At 67.5% G+C, this 25,819-nt stretch carries 23 protein-coding genes; 5 read left to right on the top strand and 18 right to left on the bottom strand.

The window, feature by feature from the left end; all coding sequences use genetic code 11:
- Positions 1-156: 156 nt before the first annotated feature.
- The 3 genes from C1922_RS15795 to C1922_RS15785 all read right to left on the bottom strand — a co-directional run bounded on the left by C1922_RS15795 (position 157) and on the right by C1922_RS15785 (position 2,989).
- Positions 157-735, bottom strand: a complete 579-nt coding sequence (locus tag C1922_RS15795; RefSeq protein ID WP_108750630.1) for an LON peptidase substrate-binding domain-containing protein — start codon at positions 733-735, stop codon at positions 157-159.
- Complete coding sequence (gene mpl / locus C1922_RS15790; RefSeq protein WP_108750629.1) at positions 732-2,096, bottom strand: UDP-N-acetylmuramate:L-alanyl-gamma-D-glutamyl-meso-diaminopimelate ligase; 1,365 nt, start codon at positions 2,094-2,096, stop codon at positions 732-734. The genes C1922_RS15795 and mpl overlap by 4 nt, the downstream gene beginning before the upstream one ends.
- Before the next feature lie 329 nt (positions 2,097-2,425).
- Positions 2,426-2,989 carry an adenylate kinase gene (locus C1922_RS15785; RefSeq protein WP_108750628.1) on the bottom strand — a complete coding sequence of 188 codons (564 nt, stop codon included), beginning with the start codon at positions 2,987-2,989 and terminating at the stop codon, positions 2,426-2,428.
- Positions 2,990-3,125: 136 nt separating this feature from the next.
- Here C1922_RS15785 and C1922_RS15780 point away from each other — a divergent pair, with 136 nt between their 5' ends.
- A complete protein-coding gene (locus C1922_RS15780; RefSeq protein WP_108750627.1) occupies positions 3,126-4,382 on the top strand; it encodes a 6-phosphofructokinase in 1,257 nt (418 codons plus the stop codon).
- 59 nt (positions 4,383-4,441) lie between these two features.
- Here the strand turns inward: C1922_RS15780 and C1922_RS15775 are convergent, their stop codons facing one another.
- Positions 4,442-4,945, bottom strand: coding sequence for a hypothetical protein (locus tag C1922_RS15775; RefSeq protein WP_108750626.1), 504 nt, complete (start codon positions 4,943-4,945; stop codon positions 4,442-4,444).
- Between the two features lie 277 nt (positions 4,946-5,222).
- On the opposite strand from C1922_RS15775, the gene C1922_RS15770 reads away from it, so the two are divergent.
- The gene (locus tag C1922_RS15770; RefSeq protein ID WP_108750625.1) at positions 5,223-7,250 is read left to right on the top strand and encodes a sodium-translocating pyrophosphatase; all 2,028 of its coding nucleotides are present in this window, start codon (positions 5,223-5,225) and stop codon (positions 7,248-7,250) included.
- Positions 7,251-7,311: 61 nt separating this feature from the next.
- Here C1922_RS15770 and C1922_RS15765 read toward each other — a convergent pair whose 3' ends face one another.
- From C1922_RS15765 to C1922_RS15745, 5 genes are read right to left on the bottom strand one after another with little or no spacing between them, the layout of a single operon-like run.
- Entirely contained in the window at positions 7,312-8,031 is a 720-nt protein-coding gene (locus C1922_RS15765) for an energy transducer TonB (RefSeq protein ID WP_108750624.1), read from the bottom strand.
- Positions 8,028-8,453: a TonB system transport protein ExbD gene (exbD, locus tag C1922_RS15760; RefSeq protein ID WP_108750623.1), complete on the bottom strand. Its 426-nt coding sequence runs from the start codon at positions 8,451-8,453 to the stop codon at positions 8,028-8,030. The genes C1922_RS15765 and exbD overlap by 4 nt, the downstream gene beginning before the upstream one ends.
- The gene (gene exbB, locus C1922_RS15755; protein WP_234413347.1) at positions 8,454-9,182 is read right to left on the bottom strand and encodes a tonB-system energizer ExbB; all 729 of its coding nucleotides are present in this window, start codon (positions 9,180-9,182) and stop codon (positions 8,454-8,456) included.
- Entirely contained in the window at positions 9,169-9,636 is a 468-nt protein-coding gene (locus C1922_RS15750) for a YbaN family protein (RefSeq protein ID WP_108750621.1), read from the bottom strand. Before C1922_RS15750 ends, exbB begins: the two co-directional genes overlap by 14 nt.
- 31 nt (positions 9,637-9,667) lie before the next feature.
- Positions 9,668-10,255 carry a biliverdin-producing heme oxygenase gene (locus C1922_RS15745; RefSeq protein WP_108750620.1) on the bottom strand — a complete coding sequence of 196 codons (588 nt, stop codon included), beginning with the start codon at positions 10,253-10,255 and terminating at the stop codon, positions 9,668-9,670.
- 104 nt (positions 10,256-10,359) lie between these two features.
- Here C1922_RS15745 and C1922_RS15740 point away from each other — a divergent pair, with 104 nt between their 5' ends.
- Entirely contained in the window at positions 10,360-10,617 is a 258-nt protein-coding gene (locus C1922_RS15740) for a DUF2789 domain-containing protein (RefSeq protein WP_108750619.1), read from the top strand.
- 66 nt (positions 10,618-10,683) lie between these two features.
- Here C1922_RS15740 and C1922_RS15735 read toward each other — a convergent pair whose 3' ends face one another.
- The 5 genes from C1922_RS15735 to C1922_RS15715 form a co-directional block, all read right to left on the bottom strand.
- A complete protein-coding gene (locus tag C1922_RS15735) occupies positions 10,684-13,605 on the bottom strand; it encodes a TonB-dependent receptor (RefSeq protein WP_108750618.1) in 2,922 nt (973 codons plus the stop codon).
- Between the two features lie 155 nt (positions 13,606-13,760).
- Positions 13,761-14,702, bottom strand: coding sequence for a FecR domain-containing protein (locus tag C1922_RS15730; protein WP_108751625.1), 942 nt, complete (start codon positions 14,700-14,702; stop codon positions 13,761-13,763).
- A 103-nt stretch (positions 14,703-14,805) separates the two neighbouring features.
- On the bottom strand, positions 14,806-15,306 hold the full coding sequence (locus C1922_RS15725; protein WP_108750617.1) for an RNA polymerase sigma factor: 501 nt from the start codon (positions 15,304-15,306) through the stop codon (positions 14,806-14,808).
- 82 nt (positions 15,307-15,388) lie between these two features.
- A complete protein-coding gene (locus C1922_RS15720; protein WP_234413343.1) occupies positions 15,389-15,859 on the bottom strand; it encodes a hypothetical protein in 471 nt (156 codons plus the stop codon).
- A 5-nt stretch (positions 15,860-15,864) separates the two neighbouring features.
- Complete coding sequence (locus tag C1922_RS15715) at positions 15,865-16,356, bottom strand: hypothetical protein (protein ID WP_108750615.1); 492 nt, start codon at positions 16,354-16,356, stop codon at positions 15,865-15,867.
- A 184-nt stretch (positions 16,357-16,540) separates the two neighbouring features.
- Here C1922_RS15715 and ppa point away from each other — a divergent pair, with 184 nt between their 5' ends.
- Together ppa and C1922_RS15705 are read left to right on the top strand one after the other, a co-directional pair.
- Positions 16,541-17,077, top strand: coding sequence for an inorganic diphosphatase (ppa, locus tag C1922_RS15710; RefSeq protein ID WP_005410935.1), 537 nt, complete (start codon positions 16,541-16,543; stop codon positions 17,075-17,077).
- A gap of 151 nt (positions 17,078-17,228) precedes the next feature.
- Positions 17,229-18,350, top strand: a complete 1,122-nt coding sequence (locus C1922_RS15705; RefSeq protein WP_108750614.1) for an HDOD domain-containing protein — start codon at positions 17,229-17,231, stop codon at positions 18,348-18,350.
- Positions 18,351-18,494: 144 nt separating this feature from the next.
- On the opposite strand, the gene C1922_RS15700 is transcribed toward C1922_RS15705, so the two are convergent.
- From C1922_RS15700 to C1922_RS15685, 4 genes are all read right to left on the bottom strand, one after another.
- Complete coding sequence (locus C1922_RS15700) at positions 18,495-21,428, bottom strand: TonB-dependent receptor (protein ID WP_108750613.1); 2,934 nt, start codon at positions 21,426-21,428, stop codon at positions 18,495-18,497.
- A 49-nt stretch (positions 21,429-21,477) separates the two neighbouring features.
- The gene (locus C1922_RS15695; RefSeq protein WP_108750612.1) at positions 21,478-22,377 is read right to left on the bottom strand and encodes a helix-turn-helix transcriptional regulator; all 900 of its coding nucleotides are present in this window, start codon (positions 22,375-22,377) and stop codon (positions 21,478-21,480) included.
- A gap of 115 nt (positions 22,378-22,492) precedes the next feature.
- A complete protein-coding gene (locus C1922_RS15690; RefSeq protein WP_108750611.1) occupies positions 22,493-24,796 on the bottom strand; it encodes a winged helix-turn-helix domain-containing protein in 2,304 nt (767 codons plus the stop codon).
- 259 nt (positions 24,797-25,055) lie between these two features.
- Positions 25,056-25,727, bottom strand: coding sequence for an ion channel (locus C1922_RS15685; RefSeq protein ID WP_108751624.1), 672 nt, complete (start codon positions 25,725-25,727; stop codon positions 25,056-25,058).
- Positions 25,728-25,819: the final 92 nt, after the last annotated feature.

The following is a 25,819-nucleotide window of genomic DNA, read 5'->3' as shown; positions in this document are numbered from 1 at the left end:
AGCTACTTCACGGTCGCAAAACCTGGATCCACACGGTCGCCCACGCCGGGCTCTCGGCACCTAAAGTGCCAGATCGGCAAGAGATAAGATCCACGCCATGCGTGGATGGCATGCCGAGCGTGCGCACCAAGGTGCGCACCCACCAAATGCGGGGCTTTACGGCATCCAGCCCAGCAACTGCTGCAGGCGCTGGTGCGGGTCGTCCAGCTGCAGCAGCTGCAGGCGCTGCTGTTCGGCCAGCGGCAACAGCTCGGCCAGACGCCAGCCTACCCAGCTGGCCTGGTCCAGCAGAGCCGGCGTGGCCGGGGCATAGGCCTCGCCGGCCTGTTCGATGATGTGCCCCAGCACGGTGGCCAGCAGCGCGTGCTGCGGCCGCAGCTCGTCGTCTGGATCCTCGTCGCACCAGCGTACGTCGGCCACGACCAGGCCGTTGTCACGCACCCGCGTGCGCTCGACGTGGAAGCGGCGGGTGCCACGCAGCCGCAGCTGCAGCACGCCGTCGGCGCCCACGTCGAAATCCTCGATCCGCACCTGCACGCCGTAAGCGGCCGGCGTGGCCGGCTCACCCACTTCCTGACCGTCCAGGATCAGGCACACGCCGAAGCCTTCGCCGCTGCGCCCACAGTCACGCACAAGGTCAAGGTAGCGCCGTTCGAACACACGCAGGCCCAGCACTGCGCCCGGCACCAGCGCGGTGTGCAGCGGGAACAGCGGCAGCGCGGTATCGGCGCTCATCGGCCCTGCAGCGCGGCCAGCAGCCGGCGCGGCGCGGCGTCGAAGCCGCCATTGGACATGAACACCACGTGGTCGCCGCTGCGCACGTCGGCCTGCAGGCGGGCGAGCAGCGCGTCGGTATCAGGCACCGCGTGCGCCGTGCCGCGCACCGCGGCGATCACCGCGGCGGCGTCCCAGGCCAGTTCCGGGCGGTGCAGGAACACCACTTCGTCGGCCAGCGCCAGCGACGGCGCCAGCGCCAGCGCATGGGCACCCAGCCGCATCGAATTGCTGCGCGGTTCCATGGCCACCACGATGCGTGCATCGCCGACCTTGGCGCGCAGGCCTTCGAGAGTGGTGGCGATCGCGGTCGGGTGGTGGGCGAAATCGTCGTAGATGGTGATGCCGTCGTGGCTGCCGATCACTTCCATGCGGCGCTTGACGCTGCTGAAGCGCGCCAGGGCCGGAATGACCTCGGCCGGGGCCACGCCCACGGCATGCGCGGCGGCCAGCGCGGCCAGGCCGTTGAGCACGTTGTGGCGGCCCAGCAGCGACCACTGCACATCGCCCAGTGCCTGGCCGCGATGGTGCACGCGGAAGACACTGCCATCGGCGGCCAGCAGTTCGGCATGCCATTCCAGCGACGGGTCGAAGCCGAAGCGCTCGACCGGGGTCCAGCAGCCCATCGCCAGCACTTCGGCCAGGTAGCGGTCCTCGCCGTTCACGATCAGGCGACCGCGCGCGGGCACGGTGCGCACCAGATGGTGGAACTGGCGCTGGATCGCGGCCACGTCGGGGAAGATGTCGGCGTGGTCGTACTCAAGGTTGTTGAGGATCGCCACCAGCGGCCGGTAATGCACGAACTTACTGCGCTTGTCGAAGAAGGCGGTGTCGTACTCGTCGGCCTCGACCACGAACTCGCGGCCCTGGCCTACCCGCGCCGATACACCGAAATCCTCGGCAACACCGCCGATCAGGAAGCCCGGCACGCGCCCGGCGCTTTCCAGCAGCCAGGTGAGGATGGTGGTGGTGGTGGTCTTGCCGTGGGTGCCGGCCACGGCCAGGGTGTCACGGCCCGGCAGCACCTGTTCGGCCAGCCACTGCGCGCCGGAGATGTAGCGCTGGCCCCGGTCCAGCACCGCTTCCACGGCCGGGTTGCCGCGCGACAGGGCGTTGCCCACCACGACCTGGTCGGTGCCCGCGGGCACGCTGTCGGCCCGATAGCCCTGGTCCAGGGTGATGCCCAGCTGTTCCAGCTGGGTGGACATGGGCGGGTAGATGGCCTGGTCGCTGCCGCTGACCGCATGGCCCAGTTCCCGCGCCAGCGCGGCCACGCCGCCCATGAAGGTGCCGGCGATTGCAAGGATATGTACGTTGCTCATGAGCGGGGATTGTGACCGATCACGGCTGTATCGGGCCATTGTCAGCATCAGGGTCAGACAAGTCCTACATCCACTATGAGAAAAGTCCAATCGTCTGTCGGGGAATTCCTGATAGCGATGTTATGTGAACCCGTACACAATTCAGAACGCCAGCCGCAGTACCCGAACCGGTCCTACTCCCCAAGAGGCCATCCCCAAGGGAGCTCATGCTGCGGGGCCTTGAGCAAGCCTTCCGCTGGCGCCTATGAAACGACACAGGCCTGATCCGCAAGGATCAGGCCTGTGTTTTTGTACCCGAAGGGGCCGGCGGCATGGCCGGCCCGACGGATTCAGTGCTGGATCGCTGCCAGGATGCGGGCTTCGATCTCGTCCAGCTCGCCCACGCCATCGACGCGGGCCAGGGTGCCACGGCCGGCGTAGAAGTCGACCACCGGGGCGGTCTGGTCGTTGTAGACCTGCAGGCGCTGGCGCACCGATTCGGGGTTGTCGTCGGCACGGCCCTGCTCCTGGGCACGGCCGGCAATGCGCTCGACCAGAAGCTCGGTGGCCACGTCCAGCTGCACCACCGCATCCAGCGGCTTGCCGATCTTGGCCAGCAGGCCGTCCATCGCGTTGGCCTGGGCCACGTTGCGCGGGTAGCCGTCCAGGATGAAGCCCTTGGCGACATCGGCCTGGGTCAGGCGCGACTCGAGCATGCCCAGCAGGATGTCGTCCGACACCAGGTTGCCGGCGTCCATCACCGCCTTGGCCTGCTTGCCCAGTTCCGAGCCCGCGGCGATTTCCGCGCGCAGCATGTCACCGGTCGAAATGTGGGCGATGCCCAGCTTTTCCTTCAGGCGCGTCGCCTGCGTCCCCTTGCCCGAACCGGGCGGTCCCAACAGAACCAATCGCATTGACCTGACTCCAACGTGTTGAAAACAAAGAAGGTTCGCGCACCGGACGGGCCGGTATCGCTGCACCGCAATAGCGCCACTTTACCGCATCCGGGTAATGTCCCTGCAATCTCCACTCGTACCAGCAGGTAGAAGCATGCGCAACGGCACCCTCCTCTACGCCCAGTCTGGCGGCGTCACCGCCGTCATCAATGCCTCGGCGGCGGCGGTGATCGAGCAGGCCCGGGCCAAGGGCATCAAGGTCCTGGCGGCGCGCAACGGCATCCTCGGTGCCCTGCGCGAAGAGCTGATCGACACCAGCAAGGAAAGTGCCGCGGCCATCCGCGCGCTGGCCCATACCCCGGGCGGTGCCTTCGGCTCGTGCCGCTTCAAGCTGAAATCCCTTGACGCCGACCGCGCGCGTTACGACCGCCTGCTGGAGGTGCTGCGCGCCCACGATGTGCGCTGGTTCCTCTACAACGGCGGCAACGATTCGGCCGACACCGCGCTGAAGGTTTCGCAGCTGGCCAAGGCGTCGGGCTATGACCTGACCTGCATCGGCGTGCCCAAGACCATCGACAACGACCTGGCGGTGACCGATACCTGCCCGGGCTTCGGTTCGGCGGCCAAGTACACCGCCGTGTCGGTGCGCGAGGCGGCGCTGGACGTGGCGGCCATGGCCGAGACCTCCACCCGGGTGTTCATCTACGAGGCGATGGGCCGCCATGCCGGTTGGCTGGCCGCCGCCGCCGGTCTGGCCGGCAATGGCGAGGATGAAGCCCCGCACATCATCCTGCTGCCCGAGCGCGCCTACGACGAGGCCGCGTTCCTGGCCAAGGTGAAGGCGGTGGTGGAACGGGTGGGCTACTGCGTGGTGGTGGCCTCCGAAGGCATCGCCACCGCCGACGGTCGCTTCGTGGCCGATGCCGGGGGCAGCAAGGATTCGTTCGGGCACTCACAGCTGGGCGGCGTGGCCGCGCATCTGGCGGGCCGGGTGAAGGACCAGCTGGGCCTGAAGGTGCACTGGGCGCTGCCCGACTACCTGCAACGCTCGGCCCGCCACCTGGCCAGCAAGACCGACTGGGAACAGGCGCAGGCGGTGGGCAAGGCGGCCGTGCAGCTGGCGCTGAAGGGCCAGAACGGGGTGATGCCGGTGATCGTGCGCAGCAGCGATGCGCCCTACCGCTGGAAGATCGAAGCGGCGCCGCTGTCGAAGATCGCCAACCATGAAAAGAAGATGCCGGCCGGCTTCATCCGCCGCGATGGCTTCGGCATCACCGCCAAGGCGCGCGCCTACCTGTCGCCGCTGATCAAGGGCGAAGCGCCGCTGCCCTATGGCAGCGATGGTCTGCCGAAATACGTAATGCTGAAGAACGTGGCGGTGAAGAAGAAGCTGCCCGCGTTCGAAGGCTAGAAGCCAATACCGAACCGGGGTCGGATCCCGTTGCCTGCAACGGGCTCTGACCCCGCGGTCTACGGGCAGGCCTTGCCTTCCATCTGCAGCTGCGCGGCGAACATCGTCACCTGCGGGATCTTGCCGGCGGCGGCCTGCTTCTTCGCTTCTTCCAGATAGATGCGCGACTGGCCCTGGCCATCCAGCGCCTGGGTGTTGTTCACCGGCAGGCGCCACACCCGCACCACGGCCTGCTGCGCCGGGCAGGCGGCATTGGGCACGCGGATAACATCATTGAGCTTCCAGCCCTTGTCCGCACTGGGTTGGGCCTTGGCGTAATCGACGAAGCGCGCGCGTGGCTGGCACTGCTCGCTGGTGCGCACGGCGGCGAAGCGGTACGGCTCGGCCGCCTGCCCGGTGAAGGCGCCTTCCAGGCGCGCGCAGGCTTCGGGAATCTGCCGCAGCGTGTGCGTGGCGCCCACGGCCTGCGGTGCACCCACGGCGCGCTGCAGTTCCGGGGTTTCGGCCGCCAGCGCCGGCAATGCAGGGGCCAGCACGGCGATCATCAACAGGGGAAGGCGCATGGGAGTTCTCCTACGGGACTGTGCGCAGGCTTGCAGAGCGTGGCTTAACGGGGTGCAAAGGGCGGTGGCGCGCTTGGTGGCAAGGGGTAGTCGAGCATGGCTCGACTCTACAGAAGGTGGGACGCATACTGCGTCCACCAGGGAATGCTGAACACCGCCATACGTTGGACGACCGCCATGGTCGGCACGGGTTGGTTCCAGGCTGCAGCCCGTCGTCCCCTTCGTGGTGAAGTTCATCGCCACTGGATGCTCATCATCCAATCTGCGGAGGGGTCTAATGCTGGAACGTCATGGGCTGTCACTGGCGCTGGGCTGCGCTGTCCTCGCCATCCTGTTTGGCATCGTCTCGGCGCGCTGGATCCTGCGCCAACCCACCGGCAACGAACGCATGGTCGCCATTGCAACGGCGATCCAGGAAGGCGCACGCGCCTATCTGAACCGCCAGTACCTGACCATCGGCGTGGCCGGCGTGGTGCTGTTCGTGCTGGTGGGCGTGTTCCTGAGCTGGTACACGGCCATCGGCTTTGCCGTCGGTGCGGTCCTGTCCGGTGCGGCCGGCTACATCGGCATGAATGTGTCGGTGCGGGCCAACGTGCGCACGGCCGAAGCGGCGCGCCACGGCATCAGCGCGGCGATGGACGTGGCGTTCCGTGGCGGCGCGATCACCGGCATGCTGGTGGTCGGCCTGGGCCTGCTGGGCGTGGCCGGGTACTACGCGCTGCTGCTGCGGCTGGGGCTGCCGATGGACCAGGCCCTGCACGCGCTGGTGGGCCTGGCCTTCGGCTCATCGCTCATCTCGATCTTCGCGCGGCTGGGCGGCGGCATCTTCACCAAGGGCGCCGACGTCGGCGCCGATCTGGTCGGCAAGGTGGAAGCCGGCATTCCCGAGGATGACCCGCGCAACCCTGCGGTGATCGCCGACAACGTGGGCGACAATGTGGGCGACTGCGCCGGCATGGCCGCCGACCTGTTCGAGACCTATGCGGTTACGGTGATCGCCACCATGCTGCTGGGCAGCCTGATGCTGAGCGAAGCCGGCGCCAACGCGGTGCTGTACCCGCTGGTGCTGGGTGGCGTGTCGATCATCGCCTCGATCATCGGCGCGTTGTTCGTGAAGGTGAAGCCGGGCGGCTCGATCATGGGCGCGCTGTACAAGGGCGTGATCGTCTCCGGCGTGCTGGCGGCCATCGCGTTCTATCCGATCACCACCGGGCTGATGAGCGACAACGTGCACGGGCCGATTGCCCTGTACGGCTGCGCGCTGATCGGCCTGGTGCTGACCGGCCTGATCGTGTGGATCACCGAGTACTACACCGGCACCCAGTACAAGCCGGTGCAGCATGTGGCGCAGGCCTCGACCACCGGCCACGGCACCAACATCATCGCCGGGCTGGGTATTTCCATGAAGTCCACTGCCCTGCCGGTGGTGGCCGTGTGTGCGGCGATCTGGGGTGCGTATGCGCTGGCCGGCCTGTACGGCATCGCCATCGCCGCCACCGCGATGCTGTCGATGGCCGGCATGATCGTGGCCCTGGATGCGTACGGCCCGATCACCGACAACGCCGGTGGCATCGCCGAGATGGCCGAGCTGCCCTCTGATATCCGCGACATTACCGATCCGCTGGACGCCGTGGGCAATACGACCAAAGCGGTGACCAAGGGCTATGCGATCGGTTCGGCGGCACTTGCCGCGCTGGTGCTGTTCGCCGACTACACCCACAACCTGCAGGCCGCCAACCCCGGTCAGGAATTCCGCTTCGACCTGAGCGACCACACGGTGATCATCGGGCTGCTGATCGGCGGCCTGATTCCCTATCTTTTCGGCGCGATGGCGATGGAGGCGGTCGGCCGCGCAGCCGGCGCGGTGGTGGAGGAAGTGCGCCGGCAGTTCCGCGACATCCCCGGCATCATGCAGGGCACCGGCAAACCGCAGTACGACAAGGCCGTGGACATGCTGACCCGTTCGGCGATCCGCGAAATGATCGTGCCCTCGCTGCTGCCGGTGGCGGTACCGGTGGTGGTCGGCCTGCTGCTGGGGCCGCGCGCATTGGGCGGCCTGCTGATCGGCACCATCGTGACCGGCCTGTTCGTGGCCATTTCCATGACCACCGGCGGCGGCGCCTGGGACAACGCCAAGAAGTACATCGAGGATGGCCACTTCGGCGGCAAGGGCAGCGACGCGCACAAGGCGGCAGTAACCGGCGATACGGTGGGGGATCCGTACAAGGACACCGCCGGGCCGGCGATCAATCCGCTGATCAAAATCATCAACATCGTGGCGCTGCTGCTGGTGCCGCTGCTGTAACGCCACAAACGCATGGGGTCGGAGCCCTTTCCTGCGGAATGGGATCCGACCCCACGGCTGGTCACCGCCCTCGCAGGAAGAACGACACCGGCACCATCACTTCCACCGGGTCGTCGGCCACTGCGGCCGGCGGCGCCGGTACCGGGCTGGCCCGCTGCACGGTGTCCAGCGTCTCTTGGTCGAGCAGCGCGAAGCCACTGCTGCGGCCCAGCTTCACCCCCGAGACCGCGCCATCGCGGGCAACCGCAAACCGCACGTAGACCACACCCTGCTGGCGCAGCCGCTCGGCCTGGCGCGGATAGCGTCGATGCTTCTGCAGATGCCCGAGCAGGCGCCCTTCCCAGCTTGCCTCGGCACGACTGCGTTCGCCGGCCGTTGTCTGCGATGCGGTGTAGCGTGTGGCCGCGTCAGCCGCCACCTGCGGCGGTGCGCTGGTCTGCGCGACGTTGGCGTCAGCGGTGTCCGGCGACGGCGTCGGCTCCGGTGCACGCGGCGGTGGCAGCTCACCCTGCGGCTGCACCGGCGCCTTGGGCTGCTCGCGCAGGGCCGGCTTCGGCGCCTGCCGCTGCTGTTGCTGCTGCAGCGGCCCTGTGGCGACCTCGCGCGGCGGCACCGGCGGTGCCTGCGCCATCGGCGCCAGTTCCAGCATCAGCGCCGCAGGCGGAACCGCAGCCGTCAGCGCCGGCGCACGGGCCGCCCACCAGCAGGCCGCGCCGATCAACAGCGCATGCACCAGCAGCACGATCGCCAGGCTGGTCGCCCAGCGCCGCAGTCCACTCATCGTGCGCCCTGCTCCACGCCGACCAGCGCCACCTTCAGGTAGCCGGCCGCTCGCAGCGCATCCAGCGTGGCCATCAGCTCGCCATAGGGCACGTGGGTATCGGCACGCAGAAAGATGCGCTGCGTGGTGTCACTGTGAGTGGCCGCCTGCAATGCAGCCGCCAGGCTGTCGCGCGCCACGGCCTGTTCACCAACGCGCAGCGACAGATCGGCCTGGACGGTCACGTACACCGGCGCCTGTTCCGGCGGCGTGGCACTGGCACTGCTGGCCGGCAGCTGCACCGGCACCGACACGGTGGCCAGCGGTGCGGCCACCATGAAGATGATCAACAGCACCAGCATCACGTCGATGAAGGGCGTGACGTTGATCTCGTACGCCTCTTCAGGCGTGTCGTCGCGCTCCGAGGCGGTCCTGATCGCCATTCAGTGCACCGCACGCAGGGCACTGGCCGGTGCACGCGTGGCGGCACGGTCCAGATCACGCGACACCAGCTGCTGCACGGCCGCCGAAAGATCGCCGAGCAGGCCACGCAGGCCGGCCAGCACACGGCTGAAATGGTTGTAGACCAGCACGGCCGGAATCGCCGCGACCAGGCCCAGCGCCGTGGCCAGCAGCGCCTCGGCGATGCCGGGTGCGACCACGGCCAGGTTGGTGGTGTTGCTGTGGGCGATGCCGATGAAGCTGTTCATGATGCCCCACACGGTGCCGAACAGGCCCACGAACGGCGCCACCGCACCGATGCTGGCGAGCACGCCGATGCCACGCCGCTGCACGCGGGCGGTTTCCAGTTCAATGCGGTCCAGGCGCGACGCGACCCGTTCCTTGATGCCGTCGCGGCTGTCCAGTTCCTGCGACAGCCTCAGCTCGGTGCGGGCAGCGTCCAGCATGGCGAGTGCGGTGCCCTGCTGCAGACTGGCCTCGGCGCTCTCGCCGGGCAGGCTCGGCGCCTGCAGCAACAGCGCGCGCGCTGCGCGCAGCTGCCGGCCCTGGCGAGCCAGCTCCCAGCCCTTGGCCAGCAGCACGGTCCAGGTGGCCAGCGACGCCAGTGCCAGCGCGATCATCACCGTCTTCACCACCACGTCGGCGGCAAGGTACATGCCCCACGGGGTCAATGCGGGGGCGGCCACGGGGGCCAGGTCAACAGGCAGCATCGTCTCGGTTTCCATCAGCATCAGGTGTCGCTGCGCGACGGCGGGCCGCGCGCGGATCATTGACGTCGTCCACTTCCACGACCGGATTGGGCTCCAGCCGCGGTGCCGGGCGACTGAGCACGTAGCCGGCGCTGACCGCGAAGAACAGGCCGACGCCCAGCAGCAGGCGCCAGGACGGGTGTGCGCCCCAGCAGAACAGGGCGAAACCCACCGCCATGCCCGCGCTGGCGAACGCCTTGCCTTTGCGCGAGACCGCGCCCTGTTCGCGCCACAGGCGCAGCGACGGGCCATAGCGCGGGTGCGCCAGCAGGCGCTGCTCGAACTTGGGCGAACTGCGGGCGAAGCAGCCCACCGCCAGGATCAGGAAGATGGTGGTGGGCATCACCGGCAGCAGCGCGCCGATCACCCCCAGGCTCACCATCAGCCAGCCCAGTGCGAACCACAGCCAGCGCATCAGGCGCCGGCCTGCAGCGGCCGCCCAGGCATCAGCAGAACTCCCGTTCGACGTGGCCATGCACACTGCGGAACGCCGTATCGGCGGCGTCGATCACCTGCTGTTCCTGCTCGGCGGTCAACACCACCGCGTCCAGCGCAGCGGTGAATTCGCGCCAGTGGCGCGCGGCGCCATCGGGGTGTGCGGCCAGGTGGCGCGCGCCGAAGTCGCGATCCAGCCCCAGCGCAGCGGCCATCTTGTACAGCACCGTGCCGCCCAGGTTGGAGCCCTCGGCCACGTACAGCCAGCCCAGCGCGGCCGGCAGGGAAACGTCATCGCCCAGCGCGGCGATATCGGCACCGGGCAGCGTCTGTTCCAGATCCTGCAGGTCGCGCCGCACCTGCTGCAGGCGGCGGCGTTCGTGCAGGTCCGGCAGCAGCGCATCCAGCGCGGGGTTGGCATACAGCGCGTCGATGCTGCGGTGGAAGCGGTACTGCACGCGCAGGAAACGGGCGAAGTTGCTGCGGTCGGCGAAGATATCGCCGGCCATGATGCGTTTGTCCAGCGCACCGTGGCTGTCGCGGGTGGCGGTCTTGAGCCGCACGCTGCGGCTGGTTTCGGAAGTCACGGAGGTGGTCATGCAGGGAACCCGGGGAAGCGTCGTGCAGTAGACGTCTGAACGGGGGATTTCCCCAAGCGCGCAAGCGTCGATAATGCAGGTTCCCAACCCGCCAGGTAACGACCATGATCACCACCGAACCGCGCATGACCAATCTGTTCCTGCAGCTGGGCCTGGAGGCCAGCGCCGAAGGCATCGCCCAGTTCATCCGCAGCCATCAGCTGGCCACCGAAGTGGAAGTGGTCGACGCGCCGTACTGGAATGATGCGCAGCGCCAGTTCCTGGCCGAATCGCTGGAAGCGGACGCGGCCTGGACCACCGTGGTTGACGAGCTGAACGAGGCGCTGCACGAAGATGCGGTGAAGGCTGCGCGCGGTCTGTAAGCGCGCAGGCCGGGGTCAGAGCCCTTTCCGCAGGAAAGGGATCCGACCCCGATGTTGCCCGGCCGGTCAATACCGCCAGGTCACTGCCAGGCGTGCGGTGCGGCCCGGGGCCGGCATCACACCCAGGGCAAGCGGGTCCAGGTAGTAACGATCAGTCAGGTTGTCCACGTTGGCTTCCACCGACAGCTGGTCGTTGAACGTCCAGCTGGCGAACACGTCCACCAGCGTGGTGGGGCGGTAGAGCTGCTGGATGGCCGACAGGCCCACGTTCCATTCCTTGTCCAGCTTGCTGATCGGGCCGGCGTTGTGCACCACGCGGGTGCCGAAGCTCAGGCGCTCGTCGAACAGGCGCGAGCCCAGGGTCAGGTTGACCATGTAGCGCGGCGGGTTCTGCGTGTTGGTGTAGGACCCTTCGAAACCGCCGTCCACGCAGTCCGGGGTGGCCGCCAGTTCGGCGTTCTTCCGCTGCACGCCATAGGCGCGGCGTTCGGCGGCAATGTCCGGCGCGCAGGTCTTGGCCTTGAAGTAGTAATGCGCCGACAGATCGGCAAACAGCGTGCCACTGTCATAGCTGGACTGGAACTCCAGGCCCGACACCTTGAAGCGGTCGATGTTGCGGATCAGCCCGGCCGACAGCGTGCGGTAGTCGCGGGTGATCAGGTCGTCGATGCGGGTATCGAAGTAGGCCAGCTTCAGCGCCAGGCGGTCGCCGGCGGTGAACAGGTCGTGGTGGATGGTGCTGGCGCCCAGCTCCCAGCTGTGTGCGGTTTCCGGCTTCAGTTCCGCCACCGGACGTGCGGCGGTGAACAGCCCCAGCGTGGTTTCGAACAGGCTGGGCAGCTTGGTGCCTTCGGCGTACTTCAGGTAGATCATGGCGTCTTCGCTGAAGCGGAACGCCACGCTGGCGGTGGGCGAGAACGCGCTGTCACGGCGGTGGATCGGCTGCGACCAGGTCCAGCTGACCGGCACTTCGTAGTCCTCCGGAGCGTCGGCATCGTAGAAGTTCCAGCCGCCCAGATCGGCCACCGTGCCCTTCTTGTACGGCGAGGCCAGCAGCGAGGCCTGGGTGAAGTTGCCGTCAGCATCCGGGTACCAGTTCAGCAGCGCGATGCGCTGGGCGCGCCATGACGGCAGCGCCGGGTTGCCGTTCAGCAGCTCGGTGTAGCGGTATTGGCCCTGCACTTCATAGGCATCGACGGTGGCCAGGCGGTTGCGGTCGTGCACGTCCACGCGGTTCCAGCGGCCGCCGGCCATCAGTTCCCAGTGTTCGTTGGGCTCCCACTTCAGCGCGGCCACGGCGCTGTATTCCTTGCGCCAGGCATTGCGCAGAAAGCGGTTGTTGACCAGGTCGTCCTGCATGATCGGGCCGGAGCTGCTCGGCGCGATGTCTTCATCGCTGTAGGACAGGCCGTAGTCCAGGGTGAAACGGCCCGCGCCGGTCTCGAAGATCGAGGTGTTGCTGGCGTCCAGGCCGAAGCGCTTCTGCCGCAGCGGATTGCGGTAGGCATCCTTGTAGCCGGGGTTGCCGCTGAAGCTGGGCGCGTCGTACCACTCGGTGTGGCGGTCGAAGTACCACGGGGTGATGCCGGTCAGGCTGTTGTACATCACGCTGTCGGCGTCGGTGTACCAGGCGTTGATGCGCAGATCGACCTTGTCGCTGTCCGGGTTGAAGCGGTAGCGCGCGCTGTAGCTGTCCATGTCGACGTGGCCCGGGTCCCACTGCGGCACGCGATCGCGGTCCACGCGGATGATCTGCGAGGCCATGATCTCGCCGGCGGTGCCCTCGTAACGGCGGTAGCCCAGTTCCAGGGTCTGCGCATCATCGATGCGCCAGGTGCCCCTCAGCAGCGCCGATTCCGAGCGCGAGGAGGTGTTGAAGACTTCGGTGCGCGGCGGGTTCAGCGGCGCCAGCGTGCGCCGAGTCTGCGGGAAATCGTCGTAGCCGTGCTTGCCGGAGAAGTAATTGCCGTTGTCGCGATAGGCATAGGCGGCCACCAGATCGAAGCGATCCCAGTGGCCGGCCGCGGCCACGTTGAAGAACTGGCTGCCGGTGGCGCTGCGGTCGTTGCGCGGGGCGGCGTCGTAGCCCGGCAGGTTGTTGGCGCTGCCGTTGGCCAGGCCGCCGCGCACGCGCACGCCCACGTCGTGGCCTTCGCGCAGCACGTCGTCCACGTTCAGCGTTTCCATTTCCACCACGCCACCGATGCCGCCGGAGGCGTTGGCCTGCAGGCTGGGGCCCTTGGTAATGGTCAGCCGCGAGATCAGGTCGGGATCGAGGTAGGTACGCTGCGACTGGCCGGCATAGCCACGATAGGTATCCATGCTGGACTGGCCGCCGTCGATGATGACCGGTACCCGGCTCTGGCCCTGGATGCCGCGGATGTTGACGTCGAAACCGTTGCCAACGCGCGGATCACCGGCGGTCACGCCGGCCACGCCCTTGACGATGTCGCCGGTGGAGGTGCCGCGGAAGCGTTCCAGCGTGGTGCGGTTGATCGTACTGGTCGAGCCCACCGTGCGGTAGCTGTCGAGCAGGCGGGCTTCATCACTGACCGCACCGCCCTGCACCGGGTCGCCAGCCACGCTCAGCGTGTCGGTCACGATCACATCATCGCCCGCCTGCAGCGGCGCGCCGGCTTCCAGGATGATCGCATCGGGGCCCACCGGGCGCGCCAGCAGACCGGTGCCCTGCAGCAGCTGCGAGAGCGCCTGGCTGGCCGGCAGGTTGCCACTGACCGCCTGCGAGGTGCGCCCGGCGGTGAGCGCTGCGGCATAGGCCACCTGCACGCCGGACTGGCGCATGTAGCTGCGCAGTGCTTCATCCAGCGATTGGGCAGGAATGTCGAAGCGCTGCACGGCGGTGTCGGCGCCGCGCGGTGCGGACTGGGCAAAGACGGCAGGCGCGGTGGCGGCCAGGCCGGCAGCCAGCAGCGCGATGCACAGGCGGGACGGACGCGGCCGACGGCCACGGCTTGAGAAGTCGTACATGGGAAACCTGTCAGGAGAGCGTTACCGCGGACGCGGCGTCATCCGCACAGCGCGCGGACACAACGACGTACGTGGCGGCGGCGGGTACGTTCGTGGAGTAAGACGGATGGGATGAGCGGACCCCCAAGGTGGATTCAGCGACGCATGGCGTGGATCTACCGGTGGACGATGGCCACGCCCAGCGGCCAGCGGGTCACCCGCAGGCCGGCGGTGGCCGCCAGCGTGTCCAATGCCTGCTCGGGGCGATCAATGCGCAGGGCCGCGCTGATCGGCGGCAGCGATGACAGATCGCCGCGTACGAAGGTCGGGCCGCTGCGGTAACGGCCCAGGCGGTCAATCGCCTCGGTCACCGGGGTCTGTTGCAGCAGCAGTTCGCCGCGGCGCCAACTGCCGACGCTGTCGGTGCCGGCGTCCGCCAGCCGCTGTACGCCGCTGTGACCCCCATATGACGCCCGCTGCCCGGCGCGCAGGTAGGTCCAGCCGCCATCGGCCGGGCTGGCCACGCGTACCTGCCCCTGCCCGACTTCGGTCTGCGCGCCATCGCCCTGCCGTTCCACGGTGAATGCCGTGGAGATGTCCTCCACTACGCCGTTGCCGGCCGACACGCTGAAACGACGTTGGGCATCGGCCGCCACCTCGAACCAGGCACGGCCACGCAGCAGTTCGATCTGCCGAGCCGTCGCGTCGAAGCGCACGGCAATGGCGCTGTCGGCGTCGAGTACAGCGCGACTGCCATCGGGCAGGCGCACGTCCTGCACGAACTGCTGGCTGCGGTGGTCGGCCTGCAGGCGCAGCCAGGCATCGGGCCACACCACCAGCAGCGCCACCGCGGCTGCGGCGGCCATCGCCCAACGCAGACGGCGTGGGCGCCGACGCGGAAGCGCGACGGACGTGCAGGCAGGGGGCGGTCCCAGGCTGCGCCACAGCCGCCGCTCGTGCTCGAACGCACGGCGATGGCCCGGCTGCTGCAGCCAGTGCTCGAAGGCCTGCATGCGCGCATCACTCAGCTCGCCGGCCGCCAACCAGGCAATCCAGTCGCGGGCCTGCTCGGCCAGGGCAGCATCGTGGGCGGAGGACGTCGGCAGGTGCGGGCTCATGGGCTGGCGGGTGGACGCGTTCACGCGCGTGGCAGGGTGCAGGGTGGCAGGCACGCCACTGCAGGGAAGACGTCTGCGGGCGGGCCTGCCCCAAGCCGATCCATCATCGCCCCTCGCGAGCCCAGGCCAGCCGCTGCAACGCGGAACGCATGTGGTTCTCGACGGTGGTGACCGACACGCCCAGGCGCCGCGCGATGTCGGCCTGGGTCAGGCCCTGCAGGCGATTGAGGCGGAAGATGGTACGCGTGGGTTCGGGCAGATGGCCGGCCGCTTCCAGCACACGCTGCAACTCGTCCTGCGCCATCACCTGCGATTCGGTGGACACGGTGTCCTCGTCCTGCCACAGGTAGTGATCGGCCAGCAGACGGTTGCGACGGGTGGCCTCGCGGCCGTGATCGGTGGCCAGGTTGATGGCCAGCCGGTACAGATAGGCGCGCGGGTTGTCGATGGTCTGCTGGCTGTCCACGCCGCGGGCCTTGAACCACACGGCCTGGATCACGTCCTCGGCGCTGCTTTCGCTGCCCAGGATGCGCTGCACGCGGCGCAGCAGCGCCGGCCGTTCGCGGATCAGCAGTTCGGTAAGCGTGGCGGCATTGGAGGGCATGCGCGGTGGGGGCAGACAGGGGCGGCGCGCATGCTACTCCGTTGATGCGAATAAATCACGTTTGCATTGCCGAGCACATCAATCACAGGCAGTCGGTCAGTGCCTCGTACACGCTGCCGGGCATGCCCGGCACCGGCACATGAATCGCCTCTGTGGCCGGTGCCGCCTCCCAGGCGCGCAGCACATCCTCAAGCCGCGTACCGGCGGCGATCGGCAACGCGCAGGCAAATGCGCCCTGGTCCACGTCGAAGCGGCCGTCGCCGCGCACGCGGGTATCGCTACCGGCAAAGGTCCAGATGCAGCTGGCCAGCACGCCAGTGCCGGAATGCACGGAACAGCGCAGGCGCATGGCCCAGAGGTTGTAGTACTGCCCCTCGCAGAAGGTATCGCCACAGATGTCATCGAAGCCGCGCACCAGCGCGCGTTCGGCGGCCAGAAAGCGCTCGTGACCGGCCGCAGGCGTCGGGTACTGGCGCGCATCAACGTAGGGGCCGGCAGCCTGGACAGCGCCAGCCAGCAGCAGACCCGCGCACAGCGCAAGGGCAAGGAGCATGCGCATCAGCCCACCCTCCCCGGCCCCTGCAGGCACGCAGCCAAGCCCTCGAACAGGCCGTGGCCAACGCCGGGCAACGGCGCGGTCAGACCTCCGGGTGCAGCCAGCGCGGCATGGAAGGCTTCCACGGGCACGCCCGGCTGCAGCGGCACCGTGCAGGCCCAGCGCCCGTTGTCCACCTGCACCTGCCCGGTATCGGCCTGCACCGTCAGTTCGCTGGCGGCAACCACCCAGACGCAGCGTTGCACGGTGCCGCGCGCGGCCAGCACCGCGCAGCGGAACTGCATGACCCGGTAGTTGCTGTAGTCGCCCTCGCACAGAGTATCGGCACACAGCGCGGAAAACTCGCGGGCCAGGGCGGCTTCCAGATCAAAGGCGCGGTTCCAGTTGGCTTCGGGATGGGGGTAGTCGATCAGATCCACATGCAGCCCGCGCGCCAGGCCGGGCAGCGAGGCAGAGAACAGGAGGGCGCCGCAGCACCCGATCATCCATCGCATGTCAGCACTCCAGGTGAACGAGGCTCCAGCCTGCGCCCGCCCGTTACGGCCGCCCATCGGGGAAGCCCGCACCGGCCGGTGGGCGATGCACGCCGCGGCAGATGGGAACCGCCCCCCTGCACAGCGCCCGGCAAAGGCATAAAATGGGGGACTAACCGTCTACACCCCCCACCTGGAGCACACCATGGGTCTGGAACTCGTCTCGCCCGGCAAGAACCCGCCGGAAGAAATCAACGTCATCATCGAGATCCCGAAGGACTCGGAGCCGGTGAAGTACGAAGTGGACAAGGAAACCGGCGCGATCTTCGTCGACCGCATCCTGTCCACCCCGATGCGCTACCCGTGCAACTACGGCTACGTGCCCAGCACCCTGTGCGGCGATGGCGACCCGGCCGACGTGCTGGTGGTGCTGCCGTTGCCGCTGGTGCCGGGTTCGGTGGTGCGCTGCCGTCCGGTGGGCGTGCTGAAGATGAGCGATGAAGCGGGCAGCGACGAAAAGATCCTGGCCGTGCCGGTGTCGAAGATCTTCAGTGGCTACGCCCACGTGGAAGACATCGCCCAGGTGTCCAGCCACTGGCTGGAGCGCATCGGCCACTTCTTCGAGCACTACAAGGACCTGGAAAAGGGCAAGTGGGTGAAGCTGGACGGTTGGGGTGGCGCGGCCGAGGCCAAGCAGATCCTGATCGAAGCGCACCAGCGCCACCTGGACAGCAAGGCCTGATCCTGAACAGGATCGCTCCGGCGAAGCCCGCAGGAGCGATCCTGGTCACGTTTCATGACGGCGGTCCATCACTGTTGGCGCCGTATTAGGTAAATTGCGTCACTTCACACGTCTTCGACGCCCATCGTCGAGACAGCCAGGGGAATGTGTCGTGCGTATTCTGCTTGTAGGGGATGCAGCCAGCCTGCCGGCTGAGCTGTCCGAATTCATTGCCGATCTTGGGGAAGACTGGCAACCGTTGACCGCCACCGATGGCCACAGCGCGATGAGCGTGGTTGCCGCGCAGGGCGTGGATGCGGTGATCGTCTGCCCGCTGCTGCCCGATCTCAATGCCACCACGTTGCTGGGGCAGATCCGTACGCTGCGGCCGGAAACCATCCGTATCGCGCTGGTCGATGCCCAGCAGGGCAACCGGCCGCCGCCGGCGCGCCTGATCGGCGTGGCCCACCGCTTCCTGCCGCTGCCACTGGCGCCGGAAGTGCTGCTGGAAGCGCTTACCAGCCTGGAAGAGCTGCGCGAAGTGCTGGACAGCCCGCGCCTGCGCGATGCCATCGGCCGCATCGAGAAGCTGCCGTCGCCGCCGCACCTGTACCTGAGCCTGACCCAGGCGCTGGAACACGACGACGAGACCGACAGCGCCGATGTCGCCAAGCTGGTGGCCGCCGACCCGGCCATTGCCGCCAAGGTCCTGCAGCTGTCCAACTCGGCGTTCTTCAGCCAGGGCCGCACCATTGCCGACCTGCGCACCGCGGTCACGCGGCTGGGCCTGGCCACGCTGCGCGACCTGGTGCTGGCCAGCGAGGTCTTTTCCGCGCCCACGTTGTCTGCGGCCGAGCGTAATTCGCTGCAGCAGCGCGCCTTGATGGCCTCGCGCCTGGCCGCGCGCCTGCTGCCCGAATCCAGCGCCGAGCTTGGCGCCACCGCTGCCCTGCTGGCCGATATCGGCCTGCTGCTGCCGGGGGTGCGCAACGAGCGCACCGACCCGTCGCTGGGCGGCGATCCCCTGCCCGGCCATGCCGAGGCCGGCGCCTACCTGCTGGGCCTGTGGGGCCTGCCGATGCCGATCATCGAGGCCGTGGCCTTCCATCTGCAGCCGCAGCGTTCGACCACCCGCAGCTTCTGGGTGACCGGCGCGGTGCACGTGGCGCTGGCACTGGTGAACGGCGACCCGGTGGACGAGGACTACCTGCAGCGCGCAGGCGTGCTGAACAAGCTGCCGCAGTGGCGCGAGCACGCCAACAGCCTGATGGGGCTGGTGCCCAGCGAGGCCTGAGCGCCGCACAAGCAGGCAGACCAGGGGCAGGCCGCAGGGCCTGCCCTTTTTTCATGCCGCCTGCAGACCCGGGCATCGCGCAAAGAAAGAGGGCGGACCTTGCGGTCCGCCCTCCTTGTACTGCGTGTTCCAGGCTTCGATGGATCAGAAGCGCTGGTTGTACTGCACGAACAGGTAACGATCGTAGTCCAGCATCGGATCGAGCTGCACGGCGCTGGCGTTGGTCACCGCGTAGGTGATCGGCGGGGTCTTGCCGAACACGTTGCGGGCACCGACGGTCACGCTGCCGTTCCACGGAGCCTGCCAGGTGGCCGAGATGTCGTGATAGACGATCGCGCCCTTCTTGTTGGCACCCAGGCCACCGGCCCAACCACCGTTGTCGGTCTGGTAGTTCGGCTGGTTGCACTCGATACCGGCTTCCTGGTCGTAGCAGAAGTCACGGAAGCCACCGTAGTAGCGCATGCTCCAGTTAGCCGACAGGTCACCCTTGGTCCAGGTGGTGGTCAGGGTGCCGCGGACGCGCGGGTAGTTCCAGTAGCCTGCGTAGTCATCCCACTCGGCACCCTTGGTGGCCTGCTGGCGGAAGCTGACCAGGTAGTTGGTGTCCAGGTTGAACGACAGGGTGCCGAAGGCGTATTCCGGCAGGCGGTAACGCACGCCGAAGTTGTAGCCTTCGGTTTCCAGCGAGCCCAGGTTGGCGTTGCCACGGCTCAGGCTGGTGACCTGACCGGTGGTGGCGTCACGGCTGAACTGGTTGCAGAACGCTTCGTTGTTGTTCTGGTAGCACTGGTTCAGCACGTAGTTGGCCGACACAGCGGTGATCACGTTGTCGACGGTGATCTTGTACCAATCCAGCGAAACGTTCAGGCCATCAACGAAGCTCGGGCTGTAGACCAGGCCCGCGGTGCGGGTCTTGCTGGTTTCCGGCTGCAGCGTTTCGTTGCCCACGCCCGAGTTGAACGGCGCGTTGCCCTGCACGTCACGTGCGGTGACCGGACGGCCAGCGGCGTCGGTCTGGCGGAAGTCCGAAGCCAGGCCCTGGCCGGCGCAACGTGCGGCAACGCCGGCGTTGGCGGTCTGGCCGAACACGGCATCACACGGGTCGGTGAAGGTGTCGAAGGTCTGCGAACCGCCACCGAAGGTGTCGTCCAGGGTCGGTGCACGGAAGCCTTCACCGTAGGTGGCACGCACCAGCAGGTCTTCGATCGGCTTCCAGGTGACGCTGAACTTGCTGTTGACGGTGTTGCCGAACTTGTCGTAATCCGAATAACGGCTGGCGATATCCAGCGACAGTTCCTTGGCACCCGGCATGTCACGCAGCAGCGGGACCATCAGCTCCAGGTAGACTTCGTTGGTCTTGTACTGGCCGCTGGTGGCCTGTGCGGCCAGGTCGGTGGTGTAACCGGCCGAGGACAGCGCGTCCGGGTTGTCGAAGCCGGACACTTCGCGGTGCTCGTAGCCAGCAGCGAAGGCGAACTCGCCTGCGTCACCCGGCATGTCGAACAGCGAACCGGTGATGTTGGCGAAGTACTGCTTGCTCTTGCTCTGGCCGGTCGAGTTCAGGATCGTGTTGATGTACGCCAGCGCGTCCGGGGTAGCACCCGAAGCGCCGCCCAGCACGTTGAACGGGGTGCACTGGCCGGTGCCGGTGCCCAGCGCGATCGGGTTCGCAGCGGTGCCGCACTGGGCGACGCCGGCGGCGTTGATGAACGACGGGCCCAGGGCCTTCTGCAGGGCCAGCAGGTTGATGTTGCCCGAGCTGATCTGGGTCACATCGTACTGGTTGTAGTTGATGCCCACATCCCAGTCGAACGGACGGTTGTTGAAGTCGAAGTTGCCTTCCAACGCCGCGTCGAAGTGCAGCGACTTGACGTTGTTTTCAGTGATGCGCGGCAGTTCGAAGATACGACGGCCCCAGCCGGAGATGTCCTGGCCGGTCGGGTTGTACAGGCTGTCCTTGCTGATCACGACCGGGAAGGTCGGCTGCGAGGTGCCGGTGAGCGGATAGCCGGCGATCTGGCGCTTAGAATCGCGCTCGGAGTACATCGCGGTCGACTTCAGACGCAGGTTGTCGTTGATGTCGTAGCTGGCCGAGGTGAACATCGACTTCTGCTCGCCACCCTGGTTCAGCATCATCTGCTGGGAGGCGTTGTAGTAGTCGTCTTCACCGATCAGGTGATAGTTGTTCCAGTCGCTGGAATCAGCGCCGACGCCAACCGGGGTGTCCCACGAACCGGTGTGGTTGACCACCCAGGTGTTGGGCTGCCAGACACCCTTGGAGTTGTACGAGCCTGCACCTTCGGTGCCAGCGGCACGCGGATCGGTGAAGCGGCCCCACGGGCCGGCAGGGCTCAGGCCGTCTTCCTTGTGGTTCTGGCCGTAGCTGTAGCGGGTCAGGCCACGGTCCTTGGCCCACACCGGATCTTCCTTGGTGTAGTTGGCGCCGAACACGATCGAGGAACGCTCGCCGGTCGAGCCCAGGGTCAGGCTGTACTGGGTCTTGGCACCGTCGCCACGGCTGTTCTGGCCGTAGTAGACGCTGGCTTCTGCGCCGTCGAAGTTCTTGCGCAGGATGATGTTGACCACGCCGGAGATGGCGTCGGAGCCGTAGATGGCCGAGGCGCCGTCCTTCAGCACTTCCACGCGATCGATCAGCGAGGTCGGGATGGTGGACATGTCGGTGAAGCCGGCCAGGCTGGTGCTCCAGCGCTTGCCGTTGACCAGCACCAGCGTGCGCTGCTCACCCAGGTTGTAGAGGCTGACGTACTGGCCGCCCTGCTCCGGGTTGGAGGCCAGCACGGCCGCCTTGCTGAAGGTCTGGGTGCCGGCAACCGACAGGTTCTGCAGCAGGTCGCCAACGCTGACCAGACCCGAACGCTGGATTTCCTCGTGGCTCAGGGTCAGAACCGGCTGCGAGGTCTCCACGTCCACCGAGCGGATGCGCGAGCCGGTGACTTCCAGACGATCGAGGGTGGTGGCAGCAGTTGCTTCCTGGGCGGAAGCGAAGGCCGGGGTCAGCGCAATCGCGATGCCGGCCGGCAGCAGGCCCAGCCGCAGGGCGGGGTTGCGAACGTTCATCAATCTCTCCAAGGTACGTGTTAGTAGCGTGTTAAAACACCCCAGCACGTTACGATTGCGTTGCAGCGCTGTATTTGCGCGAACCAACGAGAGACTTTGCTGATTTTGGCGGGAGCTTCGCACCCTCTTCACGGAACCGCGAAGCAGACGTGCCATAGCGGGCGCGGAAGGCCCGCGCGAAGCTGCAGCAGTTGTCGAAACCGCTGGCGGCGGCGACTTCGCCCACCATCATGTCGGTATCGCGCAGCAGGTCGGCGGCACGTTCCAGACGCAGGCGCGCCGAAAGCGACTGCGGGCTTTCTTCATACAGGCTCTGGAACGTCTTGGACAGGTACCAGCTGGAGAAGTTGGTCAGCTCGGCCAGTTCGCCAATGCGCACCACGCGGTGGCTGTTGCCTTCCAGGTACAGGCGCGCACGCTGCATGCGGCCGAACACCTGGCGCTTGCGGCTGCGCGAGCGGCCCGGGCACCGCTGCACGTTGTCGGCCAGGCCACGCTGCAGGCCCGCCAGGTGCAGCAGCAGCGGACGCAGCGACTGCGCGGGCTGGCCGCTGGCCAGGGCGTCGCGCCACAGGCGCAGGGCCACGCGGGCGTCGCCGCGGTTCATCTGGCCACGACCGGCATACAGGCCGCAGTCGGCCATCTCGGCCAGCGCGCGCAGCGCTTCGATGTTCAGGTTCAAGCCAACGCACAGACCATTACGACCGGCCTGCACCAGCGGGCGCGATTCCTTTTCGAAGGCGATCCACTCGCCCTGGCGCAGGCGGAAGCGCCCTTCCTTGGCCTCCACCCACGAGGTGCCACGCACCTGCATCCAGACGGTGAAGCTGCTGCCTGCCGTCTGCAGGCTGCCCAGCCGGGCAACGCCCAGGCAGGTCGGGGCCACGTCATCGACAGCCTTGTCCAGCGAGACGGTTTGGCCACGATCGGCCAGCGAGAGTTGACGCATGGGAGCACCACGGATTTGCCAAGTACAGGCCACCGTTTTGCCAAATCAGGTGCATGCCGGTCAGGAAGAACCGCCGAGATCGCCACGAAATCGCTACGACTTCGCCACGAAAGAGTTACGAAGGCCCTTTGTCGTTGAAAATCAGCAGCTTGGAAAACGCCGGGAACAGCGTCGGCGCTGCGGCCGGCAGGTGCATCACGCCAATGTCGGCACCGTCGGACACTGCCAGGGCCAGATACAGGTCGCTTCCGTCAGCACTGGCGCTCAACCCGTTGCCTGCGCTCAGGCGTTGCGCGTCCAGGCAACGCTCCGGTTCGGTCGCCCCGCCCTGCATGCGGGTGAGCGTGGTGGAACAGTCGGCGGTGCTGCCCAGGTAATCGATGCGGCCGTTGCCGGCCACCGCCCAGGTGCGATAGCGCCAGCGGCTGGGCCAGCCATCGCTGACCTGCTGCACGCTGCCCGCGTCCAGGTCGGGTTTGATCGACCACAGCCCGCTGGCGGCCAGGCGGGTGTACAGCACCCGGCCACTGCTGCGGTCCAGGCGCGCCTGCGACACGCCGTCCAGGCTGGCCAGGCGGCGCCACGGCTGGGTGGTGCGATCAAACAGGCTCAGCCGCACCCGCTGCTGGTCATCACGTTCCAGTACCAGCACCTGATCCGGCGTGGCCCCGTACAGCGCCTGCAGCGGTTGCTGCACCGGCACAGGCAGCACCTGCAGGCGCTCGTCGCGCGGGGCGATTTCGTAGACCACGGCCTGCCCGTGCGCGTCGCGCCCGACCACCAGCAACTGGCGGCTGTCGGTGGACCAGTCAGGGGCCTGCCGCGCTTCCGGCCGCAGCCCTTCGATCGGCCGCAGCGAATCGGGGCGCTGCATGTCGGCCCACCACAGCGCAAAACTGCCCGAGCGGTCTGAACTGAACACCAGCTGCCGCCCGTCCGGGGCCACCATCGGCTGTCCATCGCGCCCGCTGGAGGCGAACAGGCGCTGTGCGCTGCCGCCCTGCACCGGCATGCGGAACATGCCGAACTGCGCGCGGCGATGGACGAAGGCCAGCATGTCGCCACGCCGCGAAACGGCCGGCCACTGTGCATCGTCCAGGCCGGCATCGCGCAGCGTGCGCCGTTCCACGTCCAGGTAGTAAAGGCGCGCCTCGCTGTCCACGCGGCGGCCGAACACGATGTGCCGGCCGTCGCCCAGCCAGGCCCAGCCACGCAGCTCGGCGGCCTCGTTGGTCAGCTGTTCCGGGGTGCCACCGTTGGCCGGCATGCGCCACAGATCGCCCAGCTGCGGGTTGCGTACGAACACCAGCCAGCGCCCATCGGGCGAATAGCGCGGCGCGTAGTCGAAATCATCTTCACCGGCACCGTACTGCAGCGCGCGCCACTGCCCGCTGGGCAGGTCCAGCACGCGGATGCCGCGATGCGCATAGCGGCCCACCATGCTGCCGAACACCAGGCCACGGCCATCGGGGGTCCAGTCGAAGCTGAGCAGCTCGGTGCCGTCGCAGCGCGTGGCCTGGCGCAACGCGCCGCCGGTGGCACTGGCAATCAGCACCTGGCAACTGCCATCGGCAGCGAAGCGGGCGAAGGCGATCTCGCGCCCGTCCGGCGACCAGCTGGGAAAACGGTCGCTGGCACCGGCCGGCGGTTGCACCAGCTGACGCGCCGGTGCGTTGCCCGAGGTCTGCACGCGGATGGCGCCACCGTTCTGGCTGTCATCGTTGGCGCCTTCGTAGGCCACCTGCGAGCCATCAGGCGACAGGGTCGGATAGGTCTCGAAACCAGCGGTGGCGGTGATCAGCCGATACGGACGTTCGGGGCTGCCGATGACCCGCGTGCCGTCTTCCACCACGGCATCCAGCGGCGAGGACGGCGCAGGACGTTGCGCCAGCAGCACGCTCAGCACCAACAAGGCCAGCAGCATGGCCACGCCCACTGCCAGCAGCAGGCGTCGGCGCCACAGGCGCCAGCGGCGGCGGCGCGCATCCCGCGGATCCTCCACTGGCGCGTCGACGGCGGTCTCCACCGGCGCACTGTCCTGCGCCTCCGGCTGCGGTTCGCTGTCGTGCAGCCACTGCACCGGCACCAGCAATCGATAGCCGGTCTTGGCAATGGTTTCGATGTACGACTGGCCACTGTCTTCGCCGATGGCAAAGGCCTTGCGCAACTGCGTGACCGCCTGGGTCAGCACATCGTTGGTAGGCAGCGTATCGGGCCACACTTCGGCGAACAGCTCATCGCGGGTGACCACGCGGCCGGGTTGGCGCAGCAGTACGCGCAGCACGCCCAGCGCCTTGGGCGTCAAACGGCGCGGACGACGCGCACCCGGCATGTCCACTTCGCGCGACGACACGGTCACTACGCATTCGCCCACGCGAACGCGGTCACACTCCTGCGACTGGCTCTCGTTGCTGTTCATTGATTGCTAGACGCTTGAAACACGTTGCAGATACCACTGGGCAGCGTTGTGTTTCCGTCCCTGCAACCTCCAAAAGCCAGATTCCGCACAAACCATCGGCGCATACCGCAAAAAAAACGAAGCGCGCGAATACTAGCCTATGCAGGTTACCTCGCCTATCGCGTGGTGGACATCAGGCTCTCTCTCGCCGACGCATTCAGATAATAAGCTTCACCATTCGCGCCCTTCGGGGCGCGAAATTTTTATCTGGCGTTCATTTTCAGGCACGTCGCAGCATGGTCAGTCCGACCAGTCGCGAAACCACCAAAGCCACGTACATCACGCCGGAAAACTGCTCCAGCATGACCAGTGCGCGTGCCTGCGGATGCAGGGGAACCACGTCACTCAGACCGACCCCGGACAGCAAGCTGAAGCTCAGATAAAGCAGCTCCATCCACGTGCGCTGCAGCCCCCCGCCGGTGCCCTGGAAACTGCCCGGATACCACTGCTGGCAGACCGCGAATGCGAACGCGAATCCCCATGCGAGCAATGTGAACGTAGCACCAACGGCGAACAGCTCGTCGCGGGTCACCTTGTGGTCCTGCAGCATGTACGCGGTCAGCGCACCGGCGGTGTAGAAGTACAACAGGCTTTCAAGCAGCTGCGCGGTACTGCCCAGGCCGGGGTGATCGAGCAGCGCGGCGGCAATGGAAAACACCACCGACGGAATGGCCAGCACCAACGCCAGCCAGGTGCCCAGCGGGCTGCGCTGCACCACCCACAACGCCAGCCCCAGCACCGCCATGCCGAACACCCCCAGCGCGGCGCGACCGCCGGCGGTTTCGTCCAGCGCCGGGTACAGCAGCACCGCCAGCAGCTGCGCAGCCAACAACCAGGCGGAAGGATGGCGGCGGGCAATGGCCAGCCAGCGGGTGGTCACGGCAACAGGCATGGTCTGCATCCCCTGGGTGATGCGGCGAGCATAGCCGGTGCCGGGTGAGCGCAGCGGTTCCTGCTTACCGCTGCGCTCGCCGGGCAGGGCCC

Source organism: Stenotrophomonas sp. ZAC14D2_NAIMI4_7 (assembly GCF_003086675.1).
In the GTDB taxonomy this organism is placed as follows: Bacteria; Pseudomonadota; Gammaproteobacteria; order Xanthomonadales; family Xanthomonadaceae; genus Stenotrophomonas.
The sequence above is the reverse complement of the archived record's forward strand: the minus strand, read 5'-3'. Positions and strand labels throughout refer to the sequence as shown.